Raw genomic sequence first — 12,060 nt, forward strand, 5'->3', positions numbered from 1 at the left:
CTGTCTCAAGTCTTTCCGAGCTTGCAGTCGGGCGGTGCGACGCTCGCGGTTTTCAATGAGGTCTTCACCCATTGCTGGGTGTCGGCGCCGTAGGTCGCGAGATAGGCAGGCTGCGCCTGGTTCTTCTCGCAGAGGAACGGCAGATGCGGTTTCAGGTCGTAGTCACACGATGCCTGCCATTCGCGCTTGTCCGCGAATGCGGCAAAGGTCTCCTCGCAGGCATAGAGGAAGTACGAGACAAAACTCTCATATTGGGACCGCTCTTCGCGGCCGGCGGCCTTGATGGCCTCGTAATCGGGCTGAGCGAATTTCGGATTCTGGAATGCGAGATCGGTGTAGCCGAGAAACGCCGAACGCGCGCTGGAGGCGCGGTTCGAGGTGCGGATTTCGTTGATCTGCAGCAGGATTGCAACAAAGCCGAGCAGCGCCACGGTCGCCTGCGCCATCTGCGCAAGCGTCCCGTACTTCTGCCACCATGCGGCCTGTTGCGTCATCGCCAACATTACTCCGCGGCTATCATGTGCATGGGATCGCGAACGCCCTGATCGTCGAGATCGGCCTTGTGCGAATACTGGTCGATGCGCTCTTCGATCTCGTGACGGAAATGCGCGATCAGGCCCTGGATCGGCCAGGCGGCGGCGTCGCCGAGCGCGCAGATGGTGTGACCCTCGACCTGCTTGGTGACCTCGAGCAGCATGTCGATCTCGCGCTTGTGGGCGCGGCCGTCGGCCATGCGGGTCAAGACGCGCCACATCCACCCCGTGCCCTCGCGGCACGGCGTGCACTGGCCGCAGCTCTCATGCTTGTAGAAATAGGAGATGCGCGCGATCGCCCGGATCAGGTCGGTCGACTTGTCCATCACGATCACCGCCGCGGTGCCGAGACCCGAGCGCAGCTTGCTCAACGAGTCGAAATCCATCGGCGTATCGATGATCTGCTCGGCCGGCACCATGCGCACCGACGAGCCGCCGGGGATCACGGCCTTCAGATTGCCCCAGCCGCCGCGGATGCCGCCGCAATGCTTCTCGATCAGATCGCGGAACGGAATCCCCATCGCCTCTTCGACATTGCAGGGGCGCTCGACATGGCCGGAGATGCAGAACAGCTTGGTGCCGACATTGTTCGGCCGGCCGATGCCGGCGAACCAGGCGGCGCCGCGGCGCAGGATGTCCGGTGCGACCGCGATCGACTCGACGTTGTTGACGGTGGTCGGGCAGCCATAGAGGCCGACATTGGCCGGGAACGGCGGCTTCAGCCGCGGCTGGCCCTTCTTGCCCTCGAGGCTCTCGAGCAGTGCGGTCTCCTCGCCGCAGATATAGGCGCCGGCGCCGTGCGCGACATAGATGTCGAACGGCCAGCCGTTGATATTGTCCTTGCCGACCAGCTTGGCCTCATAGGCCTGGTCGATCGCCGCCTGCAGCCGCTCGCGCTCGCGGATGAACTCGCCGCGGATATAGACGTAGCAGGCATGCGCGCCCATCGCGAAGCTCGCGAGCAGGCAGCCTTCGACCAAAAGATGCGGATCGTGCCGCATGATCTCGCGGTCCTTGCAGGTGCCGGGCTCCGACTCGTCGGCGTTGACGACGAGGTAGCTCGGACGGCCGTCCTTGGATTCCTTCGGCATGAAGGACCACTTCATGCCGGTCGGGAAACCGGCGCCGCCGCGGCCGCGCAGCCCCGACGCCTTCATCTCGTTGATGATCCAGTCGCGACCCTTGTCGATGATCCCCTTGGTGCCATCCCAGGCGCCTCTGCGGCGCGCGCCCTCGAGGCCCCAATCATGCAGGCCGTAGAGGTTCTTGAAGATGCGGTCCTTGTCGTCGAGCATGCTCAAAACTTTCCGAACATCACCGATTGGCTTGCGAATAAGCGAGCCCGGCAGCGCAGCCGCCGAACACGATGGCCCACAACAGGCTGGATTCCAGCGTGGCGCTCAGGCCGTAGCGCTGCAGCAGGAACATGAAGCCGGCCGCGACAGCGGTGTGCAGCGCGATCGTGCGCCAGGCCTTCATCGCAGCGCCCCTTCCTGCCTTGTTTTCCTGCCCGTTTGCCAGCACCTGAAAGCTTCGCATCAGGTGGTTTCCTTCAGCGTCGTCGGCCCGCCCGCGGGCGCCGAGAACTGACGGTCGACCTGCGGGCCCGGCTTCGGCGGATTGCCGGCGGCAAAGCCGTCGAGCACCTTGCCGAAGCTTTCCTTGGTCAGGTCCTCATAGGTGTCCTTCCAGATCAGTACCATCGGTGCGTTCACGCACGCGCCGAGGCACTCGACTTCTTCCCAGGAGAAGTTGCCGTCCTTCGACAGCTGGAAGGGATCGTGATGGATGCGATGTTGGCAGACTTCGATCAGGTCGGCGGCGCCGCGCAGCCGGCACGGCGTGGTGCCGCACACCTGCACATGCGCCTTCTTGCCGACCGGCGAGAGCTGGAACATGGTGTAGAAGGTCGCGATCTCCAACATGCGGATATGCGGCATCTCGAGCAGGTCGGCGACGGCGCGGATCGCGGCTTCCGAGACCCAGCCGTCGTGCTGCTCCTGCACGCGCCACAGGATCGCGATCGCGGCCGAGGCCTGCCGTCCCGGCGGATACTTCTCGATCTGCTTCTTGGCCCAGGCGAGATTCTCGTCCGTGAACGTGAAGCTCGCGGGCTGCAATTCCTTCGGGGCAAGGCGGCGGACGGACATCGATCAAACTTTCATTGCGCGCGGTTCGGATGCGGTCATCGTCACCGGTCGACTTCGCCGAACACGATGTCCAGCGAGCCCAGGATGGCGGAAACGTCGGCCAGCAAATGGCCCCTGCAGATGTGATCCATCGCCTGCAGATGGGCGAAGCCCGGCGCGCGGATCTTGCACTTGTAAGGCTTGTTGGTGCCGTCGGCGACGAGGTAGACGCCGAACTCGCCCTTCGGCGCCTCGACCGCGGCATAGACTTCGCCGGCCGGCACGTGCACGCCTTCGGTGTAGAGCTTGAAGTGATGGATCAGCGCTTCCATCGAGCGCTTCATCTCACCTCGGCGCGGCGGCGCGATCTTGTTGTCCTCGACCACGACCGGGCCCTGCCCGTCGGGTGCTTTGAGCTTCTGGATGCACTGCTTCATGATGCGCACCGACTGGCGCATCTCTTCCATGCGGATCAGGTAGCGGTCGTAGCAGTCGCCGTTCTTGCCGATCGGAATGTCGAAATCCATCTCGGCGTAGCACTCGTAGGGCTGCGACTTGCGCAGGTCCCAGGCCGCACCGGAGCCGCGCACCATCACGCCGGAGAAGCCCCATTCCCAGGCTTCCTTCAGCGGCACCACGCCGATGTCGACGTTGCGCTGCTTGAAGATGCGGTTGCCGGTAAGCAGCCGATCGAGGTCGTCGACGACCTTGAGGAATGGATCGCACCACGCCTCGATGTCGTCGATCAGCTTCGGCGGCAAGTCCTGGTGCACGCCGCCGACGCGGAAGAACGCCGCGTGCATGCGCGAGCCCGAGGCGCGCTCGTAGAACACCATCAGCTTCTCGCGCTCTTCAAAGCCCCACAGCGGCGGGGTCAGCGCGCCGACGTCCATCGCCTGGGTGGTGACGTTGAGCAGATGCGACAGGATGCGGCCGATCTCGCAGTACAGCACGCGGATCAACTGGCCGCGCCGCGGCACCGTGATGCCGAGCAGCTTTTCCGCCGCGAGGCAGAACGCATGCTCCTGGTTCATCGGCGCGACATAGTCGAGCCGGTCGAAATAGGGAATCGCCTGCAGATAGGTCTTGTGCTCGATCAGCTTCTCGGTGCCGCGGTGAAGCAGGCCGATATGCGGATCGACGCGTTCGACGACTTCGCCGTCGAGCTCCAGCACAAGACGAAGCACGCCGTGCGCCGCCGGATGCTGCGGCCCGAAGTTGATCGTAAAGTTACGAAGGTTTTGCGGCTGTTCATTCATGGCTTCGGCTCCGCCTTGGCCTTCTCATCGCCGGGCAGCGGATAGTCCGCGCCTTCCCAGGGCGAAAGGAAATCGAACTTGCGGAATTCCTGGTTGAGCCGGACCGGCTCGTACAGCACCCGCTTCTCCTGGTCGTCGTAGCGGACCTCGACGAAGCCGGTGAGCGGGAAATCCTTGCGCAGCGGATGGCCGTCGAAGCCGTAGTCCGTCAGCAGGCGGCGCATGTCGGGATGGCCGGTGAAGATCACGCCATAGAGGTCGTAGGTCTCGCGCTCGAACCAGTCGGCGCCCGGGAAGACGCCGATGATCGACGGCACCTGCGTGGTCTCGTCGGCCTGCCCGCGCAAACGGATGCGCGCGTTCAGCGTCGGCGACAGCAGATGGTAGACGACATCGAAACGCTTCTCGCGGCTCGGATAGTCGACCGCGGTCACGTCGGTGACGTTGACGAAGCGGCAGCCGGGATCGTCACGCAGAAACCTGGCGACCTCCACGATTCTGCCAATCTCGACGTCGATAGTGAGCTGATTGAACGCGACCGAGTGCGCCGTGGCCGCGCCCGGAAGCGCGCTCACGATCGTCTGCCCAAGGGCGTCGAGCTTGCCGTCGTCCATACCTGAACCCTTAGCGTTCGATAGTGCCGATACGGCGGATCTTCTTCTGCAGCAGCAACACGCCGTAGAGCAGCGCTTCCGCCGTGGGCGGGCAGCCCGGCACGTAGATGTCGATCGGCACGATGCGATCGCAGCCACGCACCACCGAATAGGAGTAGTGGTAGTAGCCGCCGCCATTGGCGCAGGAGCCCATCGAGATGACGTAGCGCGGCTCCGGCATCTGGTCGTAGACCTTGCGCAGCGCGGGCGCCATCTTGTTGGTCAGGGTGCCCGCGACAATCATCACGTCGGACTGCCGCGGCGAGGCGCGCGGTGCGAAGCCGAAGCGTTCGACGTCATAGCGCGGCATCGAGACCTGCATCATCTCGACCGCACAGCAGGCGAGACCGAAGGTCATCCACATCAGGGAGCCGGTGCGCGCCCAGGTGATGAGGTCATCGGCCGCGGCGACGAAGAAGCCCTTGTCGGACAGCTCGTGATTGACCTCGAGGAAAAACGGATCGTTGGCGCCGACCGGCTTGCCGGTCGACGGATCAAGAATACCCTTCGGAGCCATAGCGATCTCAGATTTGGCGATCGCCGGCTGCGAGGATGCGGCGGTGGGGCTCAATCCCATTCGAGCGCGCCTTTCTTCCATTCATACGCAAAGCCGACCGTCAGCACGGCCAGGAACACCATCATCGACCAGAACCCGGTGGCGCCGAGCTTTCCGAACGCCACGGCCCATGGGAACAGGAACGCCACTTCGAGGTCGAAGATGATGAAGAGGATCGCCACCAGATAGAACCGGACGTCGAACTTCATGCGGGCGTCGTCAAAAGCGTTGAATCCGCATTCATAGGCGGACAGCTTTTCCGGGTCCGGCGATTGGAACGCGACCAGGAACGGCGCAATCAGGAGCGCCAGACCGATCAGGCTCGCAACTCCGATAAAGACCACAAGTGGGAGATAATTCTGCAGGATGCCGGTCATCGGCGAGGCCTTCTTGCTGCGGTTTCGGACGTGCCGCAGATTCGTTGATTGGAATTGTTCTTGAGGCTTTAGCGCAGCGCAACAGAGGGCGCAAGACAAGCTATTTTGACGCTTTTACCGTCCTTCCCGTGGGCTCTTGGCCTCATCAGGCGGATGCGCTTGCCTCCATTGGTAACGCCGCGGCGGCCATCCTGTGCCCTGCGCTCTCCCCATATCAGCCCAGCCCCCGTTCGGCAGCGAGCATCTCGGCGGCCGTCAGGGTGAGCCGATCGATGTGTCCGAGCAGCAGCTCGAGATCCCCTGGCGCAAGCTGTTCCAGCAGGCGCCGGTTTCGCTCCTGGGCGCCGGCCACGATGGCGTCATGGGCAGCCAGGCCGGCCTTGGTGAGAGAGACCAGGGTCTCCCGGTTGTCGCGCGGATTGGCCGCCTTCGCCGCCAGCTTGCGCGCCACGAGCTCGGCGAGCGCCCGGCTGATCTGCCCCTTGTCCATGCCGACGGCCTCGGCGAGCCGCACCACGCTCATCGGCGGCCGCCGGCCGAGCGAGGCGACCAGACCGAACTCGACCGAGGACAGGCCGGTCAGGCGCTTGTAGCGCAGCATCGCGCCGCGCCTGAGCAGGTTCGCCAGCACCATCAGCCGCGACGACATCATCGCGGTGATCGGTGCCAGTTCGGAATCGACAACGGCCTCCGGCGGCAAGGCCCTCTCAGTTCTGAGCTTCTCGGTCATCACCAACCTCTGCCAACAAAGCCGCGCGCTGCCAAGCTCAACGATATCGTTGATATTGTCATCCATATATCGTTGACTTGGTCAACGATAGATCAGCCGCCGGCGCCCGACCAGCGGCGGGGAGGACAACATGACGATCACCCAGCGGGACCGCGATCTCGGCACGGCCTATGCGATGAAGCCGTCCAGCACCCGGACCGAGCTCACCTCGGTCGGCCGCGGCACACCGATGGGCGAGCTGTTGCGCCGGTATTGGCACCCGGTCGGCCTCGCCGGTGACGCCACCGATATCCCCAGAAAAGTCCGCGCACTTGGCGAAGACCTGATCCTGTTCCGCGACCGGCATGGCCGGTCCGGCCTGCTGCATGCGCGCTGCTGCCACCGCGGCACCACGCTCTATTACGGCAAGGTCGAGGAAGACGGCATCCGCTGCTGCTATCACGGCTGGAAGTTCGACACCGAGGGCCGCTGCCTCGAACAACCCTGCGAGCCCGACGGCGGCCTGTTCAAGGACAAGGTACGCCAGCCCTGGTATCCAGTGCAGGAACGCTACGGCCTGATCTTCGCCTATATGGGGCCGGCCGAGAAAAGGCCGGTGCTGCCGCGCTACGAGTGCCTGGAGAACATGGACGAAGGCGAGTTCGTCGAGGCCGACGATTCCCCGATCGGCGGCGGCGGCCCCGCCGTGATCCCTTGCAACTGGCTGCAGCATTTCGAGAACGTTGCCGACCCCTACCATGTGCCGGTGCTGCACGGCTCGTTCTCAGGCGCGCAGTTCACCAACATGATGGCCTCGATGCCCGAAGTGACGTTCGAGATGTCGCCGCGCGGCGTCGCGGTGCGTTCGATCCGCAGGCAGGACGACGGCAAGGTGTTCTATCGCGTCACCGAGGCCGCCCTCCCCACATTGCGCGTCGTGCCCAATCCGCGCGTCGCGCAGTTCGCACGCGTCGAATCGATCGGCTGGACCTTGCCGATCGACGACACCTCGTTTCGCATCTACGTCGCCGGCCGGGTCAAGAACGCGGGCGATATTGGGCGGATGCGCTCGAAGTTCAACGGCAAGTTCTGGTGGGACATGACCGAGGCCGAGCACCAGCAATTCCCCGGCGACTACGAGGCCCAGGTCGGCCAGGGCGCGGTGACGATCCATTCCGAAGAGCATTTTGGCCAGAGCGACCGCGGCATCCTGATGATCCGCCGGATGTTCGCTGACCAGCTCGAGGCCATGGCCACCGGCCGCGACCCGATCGGGGTGTCGTTCGACGCCGACACGAGGCCGGTCGAATTCGAGGCAGGGAATTACATCCGCGAGGCGTAAGGCCCGCGCAGAAAGAAGATCAGGGGAGGAAGTCATGGTCGATGTCGCACCGCAGGCAACCGCGCCAACTCAGGCTGCGGCCGCGCCCTCGGCGCGCCGCTACTACGTCCTCGCATTGCTCACGATCATCTACGCCCTCAACTTCCTCGACCGCACCATCTTCAACGTGCTGATCGAACCGATCAAGAAGGCGTTCGCGCTCAGCGACACGACGATGGGCCTGCTCGCACCAACTACGCTACCGCGGTGTGGATCCCGCCGCTCCTGGCGCGCATCCATCACCTCACCAGCGCCGAGATCGGCACCTATGCCGGCACCTTCAAGGGTCTCGCCGGCATGGCGGGCACGTTGATCGGCGGCCTCTTGGTGGCGCAGATCGGCGGCCGCGACGACCGCTGGAACCTGTGGGCGCCCGCGATCATGTCCGGCCTCGTCGGCCCGGTGTTCGCGCTGTGCATGCTGACGCAAAGCTTCACGCTGATGGTCGCGACCCTGGCGCTCACCTCGTTCATGGTCGGCTTCCATCTCGGCCCGATCTTCGCGATCACGCAGACGGTGGCAAAGCCCAGCATGCGCGCGCTGGCCTCGGCGATCGTGCTGCTGACCGCGACCTGCTTCGGCCAGGGCGTCGGCCCCCTCGCCGTCGGCATGATCAACGACGCACTGAAGGGCACCTACGGCGTCGATGCGGTTCGCTACTCGCTGCTGTCGGCCGCGCTCACGACGACGCTCGGTGCCCTGCTGTTCGTCTGGGCGGCGCGCGCGATCCGCGCTGACATCGCGCGCGCGAGCTAAGCGTCGATGAAGGCCAACAGGTCGGCCATCAGGCGCGCGCTGTGCGTCAGCGGCAACGCGTGCGGGGCGCCTTCATAGACGGCGAGCCTGCTTCCTCTGATCAGTTTTGCGGTCTTCGCGCCGGTCAGCTCGAGGGGCGCGCTGGCATCCTTGTCGCCATGCACGATCAGCGTCGGGCGATCGATCGCGCTCGCGGCGGCGCGCAGATCGGCAAAGGAAATTGTCTTGCGGCAAGCCAGCGCCACCGGCAGCGACACGCTCAGCATCATCTCCCTGATCCAGGCCCGCGTCACCTCGGCCGTGTCGGGCATGAAGAACGGCGCTTCGTTCTCGCTCATCCATTTCGAAAAGTCCTGCGCGATCGCCACATTTTGCGCGTCGACCATCGCTCTCGGCACGGCGTCCGGATTGTCCTCGGTCTGCACGATGAACGGCGTGGTCGGCGCCACCAGCACCAGCCGCGCGATGCGCTTTGCGCCGTGACGCGCCAGATAGTTCACTGCCTCGATCGATCCCATCGAATGCGCGACGATCGTGACGTCGTGGAGATCATGCTGCTCGATCACGGCGGCGACGTCATCGGTCAGCGTGTCGAGATCGTATCCCGCCATCGGCATGTCGGAGCGGCCATGTCCGCGCCGGTCAGGTGCGACGCAGCGATAGCCCTTGGCGTTCAGCGCCACGATCTGGCTGCCCCAGATGCTGGAATTGAACGTCCAGGCAGCGAGCAGCAGCACCGGCCGGCCCGAGCCCCAATCCTGCACGAACAGCTTTGTGCCGTCCCTGGCGGTTGCATAAAGCGGTTGGCTGGCCATCGTGTATCTCCGTTTGCGGATCGATCGGCACCCATCGCCGCCGATGCACCGACCATCGCAAAGGGAGATCGCACGCGCGATTACGCGTCAGGTAATCGCGCGCGTGATGTCAGGCGGCGCTCACGTCAGCTTGCCGGTGTATTTCTCCAGCGCTGCCCAGGCGTCCGCGCCATAGGTCTTCTGCCACTGCGTGTAGAAGCCGGCCTTCACCAACGCGGCCCTGAACTGCACGGGATCGGGCTTGTTGAAGGTCATGCCCTTCTCGGTCAGCTCGGCCTGCAGCGAGCGATCCATCTCGACCAGATCGGTGCGCTCCTTCACCGCCGCGGCGTCGAACGCGGCATTGATGAGCTCGAGCAGATCGGGCGGCAGGCCGGCCATCGCGCGGCGGTTCCCGAGGATCCAGTAACCGCTCCAGCAATGGTTCGAGAGCGCGCAGAATTTCTGCACTTCGTAGAGCTTGCCGGTCGAAACCTGCGCCAGCGGGTTCTCCTGCCCTTCGACGATGTGGGTCTGCAGCGCCGAATAGAGCTCGCTGTAGGAGATGCTCGACGGCAGCGCGCCGAGCCCTGAGAACAGCGACGTCAGCAATGCCGTCACCGGCACGCGAATTTTAAAGCCCTTGAGATCGTCGACGCTGTTGAGCCGCCGGCTCGACGACGAGGTGATCTGACGAAAGCCGTTGTCCCAGACCTTCTTCAGCGGCACGACGCCGGTCTTCGTGATCGCCTCGCGCACGAGGTCGCCGACGCCGCCGTCCATCGCCGCCCAGACCTGGTCGTAGGACTGGAAGGCAAAGCCGATGCTGGGTAGCCCCGACAGCGGCACCAGCGTCGACAGTGTCATGCTGGGCGCCGCCAGCAGCTCGATCCCGCCGGCCCGGACCTGCGACAGCATCTCCGGATCGCCGCCGAGCTGGCTGTTGGCGAACACCGTGATGTTGACCCGGCCGGACGACTGGGCGCCGACCGCCTTGGCGGCCTCAGTCAGGCGGATTGTTAGCGGATGGGTTTCCGGAGTGTTGACGCCGAGCTTGAAGTCGAACTCGGCCGCCGCAACGGCGCGCTTACCAAACATCGTGGCGGCGAGTGCCGCGGAGCCGGTTCCAAGCACCCGGCGTCGGGTTAGTCTCATTGTTTTCATTATTGTTTTTCTCCCAAGGGCGTTTCCGCGCCTGGGGCAGTTTTAGCCGGCCGCCAGTGTGACGCAAGGCACGGTGAAACCAATCCGCCCGTGGCACGAAACCATTTCCCGGAACTCACGAAACGATCCGGAAACAGATGGGGCTTACCAGTACCTGCCATAGACGGCGCACAGACGCCCGGAGGCGACCATGAACCACTCGATCCATTCAGCTGACCGCGCGACCCATCTCAAGATTGTGGTGGTTGCCCTTGTTGCGGGGATCGGGATCGCGGCGCTCGGCATTTCGGCCCGGAACAACGCGGATTTCACCCAGACTGCTCAGACCAACCAGGTCATCAAGGCCGGCAAACCGGTGGCGATCACCTCGTCAGGCACCTCCACGGTCCGCTGAAGATTTCTGCAGGCTTCCGCAGGCAACACGGCCGCCCTCGGGCGGCCTTTTTCGTTGGTCCTGATCGTCTCGAGCTCGGACGAGCATGGTGTGGCCTTTGCGAGCAAGTTCGGCTACGGCGATTGCCGGACCACCGAGACCGGAGTGCGCGCCATCGACGTATGCACGGTCGCAACCCGGCTGAGTGCCGCGAATGACTGAGCCTCGCCTCGCCGGCGACAACATTGCGAAGCCGCAGCATGCTTCCCGCACCGACGGAGCGCCCCCTTTGCTGGGCCTGCCGGCATCGTTGCCGCTGGTGCTCGACCTCGACGGCACGCTGATCACGGGCGACCTGCTCCATCTCAGCTTCTTCTCGATCCTGCGCCGCAATCCGCTGATCGTCGTGTCATGCGCCGCCTGGCTGACGCGCGGCCGCGCGGCGCTGAAGCGCCGGCTCGCACAACGCCAGCACATCGACTGGAGCCGGATCGAACTGCACCGGGACGTCGTCGCATTGGCCGAGCGCGAGAACGCGGCCGGCCGCCGCATCGTGCTGGCAACCGCGGCCGACGCGCTGCTCGCACAGAAGCTGGCGTCGCGTCTGCCTTGGATCGACCAGGTGCTTGCCTCCGACGGCGAACATAATCTCAAGGGCGCCAACAAGGCCGACCTGTTGCAAAGGACATTTCCCCGGGGCTTCATCTACGCCGGCGACAGCGCCTCCGACCTCGCGGTCTGGGCCCACGCCGCCGGCATCATCACCGTCAATGCCCGCAATGCCGTGCGCGCCGCCGCGGCCGGGCTCGGCAAGCCGACGCTGCATCTGCAGGGCCGCGCGGCCGCAGCGAAATCTTAATCGCACCCTAACGCGGTCGTTCGATTGCAATCCGCTCCGCGACCCCAGTCTTAAAAGTTGCCCGGCTAAGGTCGACGTCAACAAAGGCGCAGGCCACAATGAATTTGCAGCAGCAAGTAATTTCAACCGGCTTCAAGATCATCTGCACGGATTGCGGTAGCCTGGCGATCAAGGTCGCCGATCCGGCGCATGCATCCGGCGACACGATCATCGAATGCCGCCACTGCAACGCGGTGCGCGGCACTGTGGCGGACCTGCACAATTTGGCGCGGCGCGGCCGCGACCTGTTCGAATTCTAACCGCGACCCCGCCAATGCTGTCAGACCCGAAGGCGACCACGCAGAGCGACGTTCCCTTGGACACGGTCTGGTCGATCCTCGAGGCCGCCAACGAATTGGGCGACACCCACACGGTTGACGCCTGCCGCCGCATCATCGACGCCAATTTGCGCGGCGAGGCGCCGGGACAATCCGACCTCAACGCGGTCGCCGCATTCTTTGCCTGATCAAGGCAAGGT

General features: G+C 64.6%; 16 protein-coding genes and 1 pseudogene. 6 read left to right on the forward strand and 11 right to left on the reverse strand.

Going from position 1 to position 12,060, the window contains the following annotated elements; translation table 11 throughout:
* Window positions 1-5: 5 nt before the first annotated feature.
* The 9 genes from QA639_RS24040 to QA639_RS24080 form a co-directional block, all read right to left on the reverse strand.
* Window positions 6-494 carry a hypothetical protein gene (locus QA639_RS24040; RefSeq protein WP_137477838.1) on the reverse strand — a complete coding sequence of 163 codons (489 nt, stop codon included), beginning with the start codon at window positions 492-494 and terminating at the stop codon, window positions 6-8.
* Window positions 495-502: 8 nt separating this feature from the next.
* Window positions 503-1,828 carry an NADH-quinone oxidoreductase subunit NuoF gene (gene nuoF / locus QA639_RS24045; RefSeq protein WP_157341115.1) on the reverse strand — a complete coding sequence of 442 codons (1,326 nt, stop codon included), beginning with the start codon at window positions 1,826-1,828 and terminating at the stop codon, window positions 503-505.
* 19 nt (window positions 1,829-1,847) lie between these two features.
* Entirely contained in the window at window positions 1,848-2,072 is a 225-nt protein-coding gene (locus QA639_RS24050; protein ID WP_050384881.1) for a hypothetical protein, read from the reverse strand.
* Window positions 2,072-2,683 (reverse strand): NADH-quinone oxidoreductase subunit NuoE, encoded by a 612-nt coding sequence (gene nuoE / locus QA639_RS24055; protein ID WP_029080758.1) that lies wholly within the window; start codon window positions 2,681-2,683, stop codon window positions 2,072-2,074. The genes QA639_RS24050 and nuoE overlap by 1 nt, the downstream gene beginning before the upstream one ends.
* Window positions 2,684-2,724: 41 nt before the next feature.
* Window positions 2,725-3,921, reverse strand: a complete 1,197-nt coding sequence (locus QA639_RS24060; protein WP_016847751.1) for an NADH-quinone oxidoreductase subunit D — start codon at window positions 3,919-3,921, stop codon at window positions 2,725-2,727.
* Window positions 3,918-4,535 (reverse strand): NADH-quinone oxidoreductase subunit C, encoded by a 618-nt coding sequence (locus tag QA639_RS24065; RefSeq protein ID WP_050384882.1) that lies wholly within the window; start codon window positions 4,533-4,535, stop codon window positions 3,918-3,920. The genes QA639_RS24060 and QA639_RS24065 overlap by 4 nt, the downstream gene beginning before the upstream one ends.
* Window positions 4,536-4,545: 10 nt before the next feature.
* On the reverse strand, window positions 4,546-5,091 hold the full coding sequence (locus QA639_RS24070) for a NuoB/complex I 20 kDa subunit family protein (RefSeq protein WP_018271859.1): 546 nt from the start codon (window positions 5,089-5,091) through the stop codon (window positions 4,546-4,548).
* Between the two features lie 50 nt (window positions 5,092-5,141).
* Window positions 5,142-5,507, reverse strand: coding sequence for an NADH-quinone oxidoreductase subunit A (locus tag QA639_RS24075; protein ID WP_018271860.1), 366 nt, complete (start codon window positions 5,505-5,507; stop codon window positions 5,142-5,144).
* A 214-nt stretch (window positions 5,508-5,721) separates the two neighbouring features.
* On the reverse strand, window positions 5,722-6,237 hold the full coding sequence (locus QA639_RS24080; RefSeq protein ID WP_157341113.1) for a MarR family winged helix-turn-helix transcriptional regulator: 516 nt from the start codon (window positions 6,235-6,237) through the stop codon (window positions 5,722-5,724).
* A gap of 130 nt (window positions 6,238-6,367) precedes the next feature.
* On the opposite strand from QA639_RS24080, the gene QA639_RS24085 reads away from it, so the two are divergent.
* Window positions 6,368-7,558 carry an aromatic ring-hydroxylating dioxygenase subunit alpha gene (locus QA639_RS24085; RefSeq protein WP_283087529.1) on the forward strand — a complete coding sequence of 397 codons (1,191 nt, stop codon included), beginning with the start codon at window positions 6,368-6,370 and terminating at the stop codon, window positions 7,556-7,558.
* A gap of 34 nt (window positions 7,559-7,592) precedes the next feature.
* A pseudogene (locus tag QA639_RS24095) lies at window positions 7,593-8,353 on the forward strand (MFS transporter).
* Here the strand turns inward: QA639_RS24095 and QA639_RS24100 are convergent.
* Window positions 8,350-9,168 carry an alpha/beta fold hydrolase gene (locus QA639_RS24100; RefSeq protein WP_283087532.1) on the reverse strand — a complete coding sequence of 273 codons (819 nt, stop codon included), beginning with the start codon at window positions 9,166-9,168 and terminating at the stop codon, window positions 8,350-8,352. The pseudogene QA639_RS24095 and the gene QA639_RS24100 sit on opposite strands and share 4 nt — an antisense overlap.
* Window positions 9,169-9,288: 120 nt before the next feature.
* Window positions 9,289-10,302: a TRAP transporter substrate-binding protein gene (locus QA639_RS24105; protein ID WP_283090616.1), complete on the reverse strand. Its 1,014-nt coding sequence runs from the start codon at window positions 10,300-10,302 to the stop codon at window positions 9,289-9,291.
* Between the two features lie 199 nt (window positions 10,303-10,501).
* Here QA639_RS24105 and QA639_RS24110 point away from each other — a divergent pair, with 199 nt between their 5' ends.
* The 4 genes from QA639_RS24110 to QA639_RS24125 all read left to right on the forward strand — a co-directional run bounded on the left by QA639_RS24110 (window position 10,502) and on the right by QA639_RS24125 (window position 12,048).
* Entirely contained in the window at window positions 10,502-10,705 is a 204-nt protein-coding gene (locus QA639_RS24110) for a hypothetical protein (RefSeq protein WP_050384886.1), read from the forward strand.
* Between the two features lie 193 nt (window positions 10,706-10,898).
* On the forward strand, window positions 10,899-11,543 hold the full coding sequence (locus QA639_RS24115) for a haloacid dehalogenase-like hydrolase (RefSeq protein ID WP_283087533.1): 645 nt from the start codon (window positions 10,899-10,901) through the stop codon (window positions 11,541-11,543).
* 98 nt (window positions 11,544-11,641) lie between these two features.
* A complete protein-coding gene (locus tag QA639_RS24120; protein WP_283087534.1) occupies window positions 11,642-11,842 on the forward strand; it encodes a hypothetical protein in 201 nt (66 codons plus the stop codon).
* 14 nt (window positions 11,843-11,856) lie between these two features.
* Window positions 11,857-12,048 (forward strand): hypothetical protein, encoded by a 192-nt coding sequence (locus QA639_RS24125; RefSeq protein ID WP_028333961.1) that lies wholly within the window; start codon window positions 11,857-11,859, stop codon window positions 12,046-12,048.
* Window positions 12,049-12,060: the final 12 nt, after the last annotated feature.

This window comes from Bradyrhizobium pachyrhizi (genome assembly GCF_029714545.1).
Lineage (GTDB): Bacteria > Pseudomonadota > Alphaproteobacteria > Rhizobiales > Xanthobacteraceae > Bradyrhizobium > Bradyrhizobium pachyrhizi.

What these genes read in the sequence shown, in the direction of transcription:
- QA639_RS24040 (WP_137477838.1), bottom strand. Translation starts at nt 494, where the DNA reads ATGACGCAACAGGCCGCATGGTGGCAGAAGTACGGGACGCTTGCGCAG.
- nuoF (WP_157341115.1), bottom strand. Translation starts at nt 1,828, where the DNA reads ATGCTCGACGACAAGGACCGCATCTTCAAGAACCTCTACGGCCTGCAT.
- QA639_RS24050 (WP_050384881.1), bottom strand. Translation starts at nt 2,072, where the DNA reads ATGCGAAGCTTTCAGGTGCTGGCAAACGGGCAGGAAAACAAGGCAGGA.
- nuoE (WP_029080758.1), bottom strand. Translation starts at nt 2,683, where the DNA reads ATGTCCGTCCGCCGCCTTGCCCCGAAGGAATTGCAGCCCGCGAGCTTC.
- QA639_RS24060 (WP_016847751.1), bottom strand. Translation starts at nt 3,921, where the DNA reads ATGAATGAACAGCCGCAAAACCTTCGTAACTTTACGATCAACTTCGGG.
- QA639_RS24065 (WP_050384882.1), bottom strand. Translation starts at nt 4,535, where the DNA reads ATGGACGACGGCAAGCTCGACGCCCTTGGGCAGACGATCGTGAGCGCG.
- QA639_RS24070 (WP_018271859.1), bottom strand. Translation starts at nt 5,091, where the DNA reads ATGGCTCCGAAGGGTATTCTTGATCCGTCGACCGGCAAGCCGGTCGGC.
- QA639_RS24075 (WP_018271860.1), bottom strand. Translation starts at nt 5,507, where the DNA reads ATGACCGGCATCCTGCAGAATTATCTCCCACTTGTGGTCTTTATCGGA.
- QA639_RS24080 (WP_157341113.1), bottom strand. Translation starts at nt 6,237, where the DNA reads ATGACCGAGAAGCTCAGAACTGAGAGGGCCTTGCCGCCGGAGGCCGTT.
- QA639_RS24085 (WP_283087529.1), top strand. Translation starts at nt 6,368, where the DNA reads ATGACGATCACCCAGCGGGACCGCGATCTCGGCACGGCCTATGCGATG.
- QA639_RS24100 (WP_283087532.1), bottom strand. Translation starts at nt 9,168, where the DNA reads ATGGCCAGCCAACCGCTTTATGCAACCGCCAGGGACGGCACAAAGCTG.
- QA639_RS24105 (WP_283090616.1), bottom strand. Translation starts at nt 10,302, where the DNA reads ATGAGACTAACCCGACGCCGGGTGCTTGGAACCGGCTCCGCGGCACTC.
- QA639_RS24110 (WP_050384886.1), top strand. Translation starts at nt 10,502, where the DNA reads ATGAACCACTCGATCCATTCAGCTGACCGCGCGACCCATCTCAAGATT.
- QA639_RS24115 (WP_283087533.1), top strand. Translation starts at nt 10,899, where the DNA reads ATGACTGAGCCTCGCCTCGCCGGCGACAACATTGCGAAGCCGCAGCAT.
- QA639_RS24120 (WP_283087534.1), top strand. Translation starts at nt 11,642, where the DNA reads ATGAATTTGCAGCAGCAAGTAATTTCAACCGGCTTCAAGATCATCTGC.
- QA639_RS24125 (WP_028333961.1), top strand. Translation starts at nt 11,857, where the DNA reads ATGCTGTCAGACCCGAAGGCGACCACGCAGAGCGACGTTCCCTTGGAC.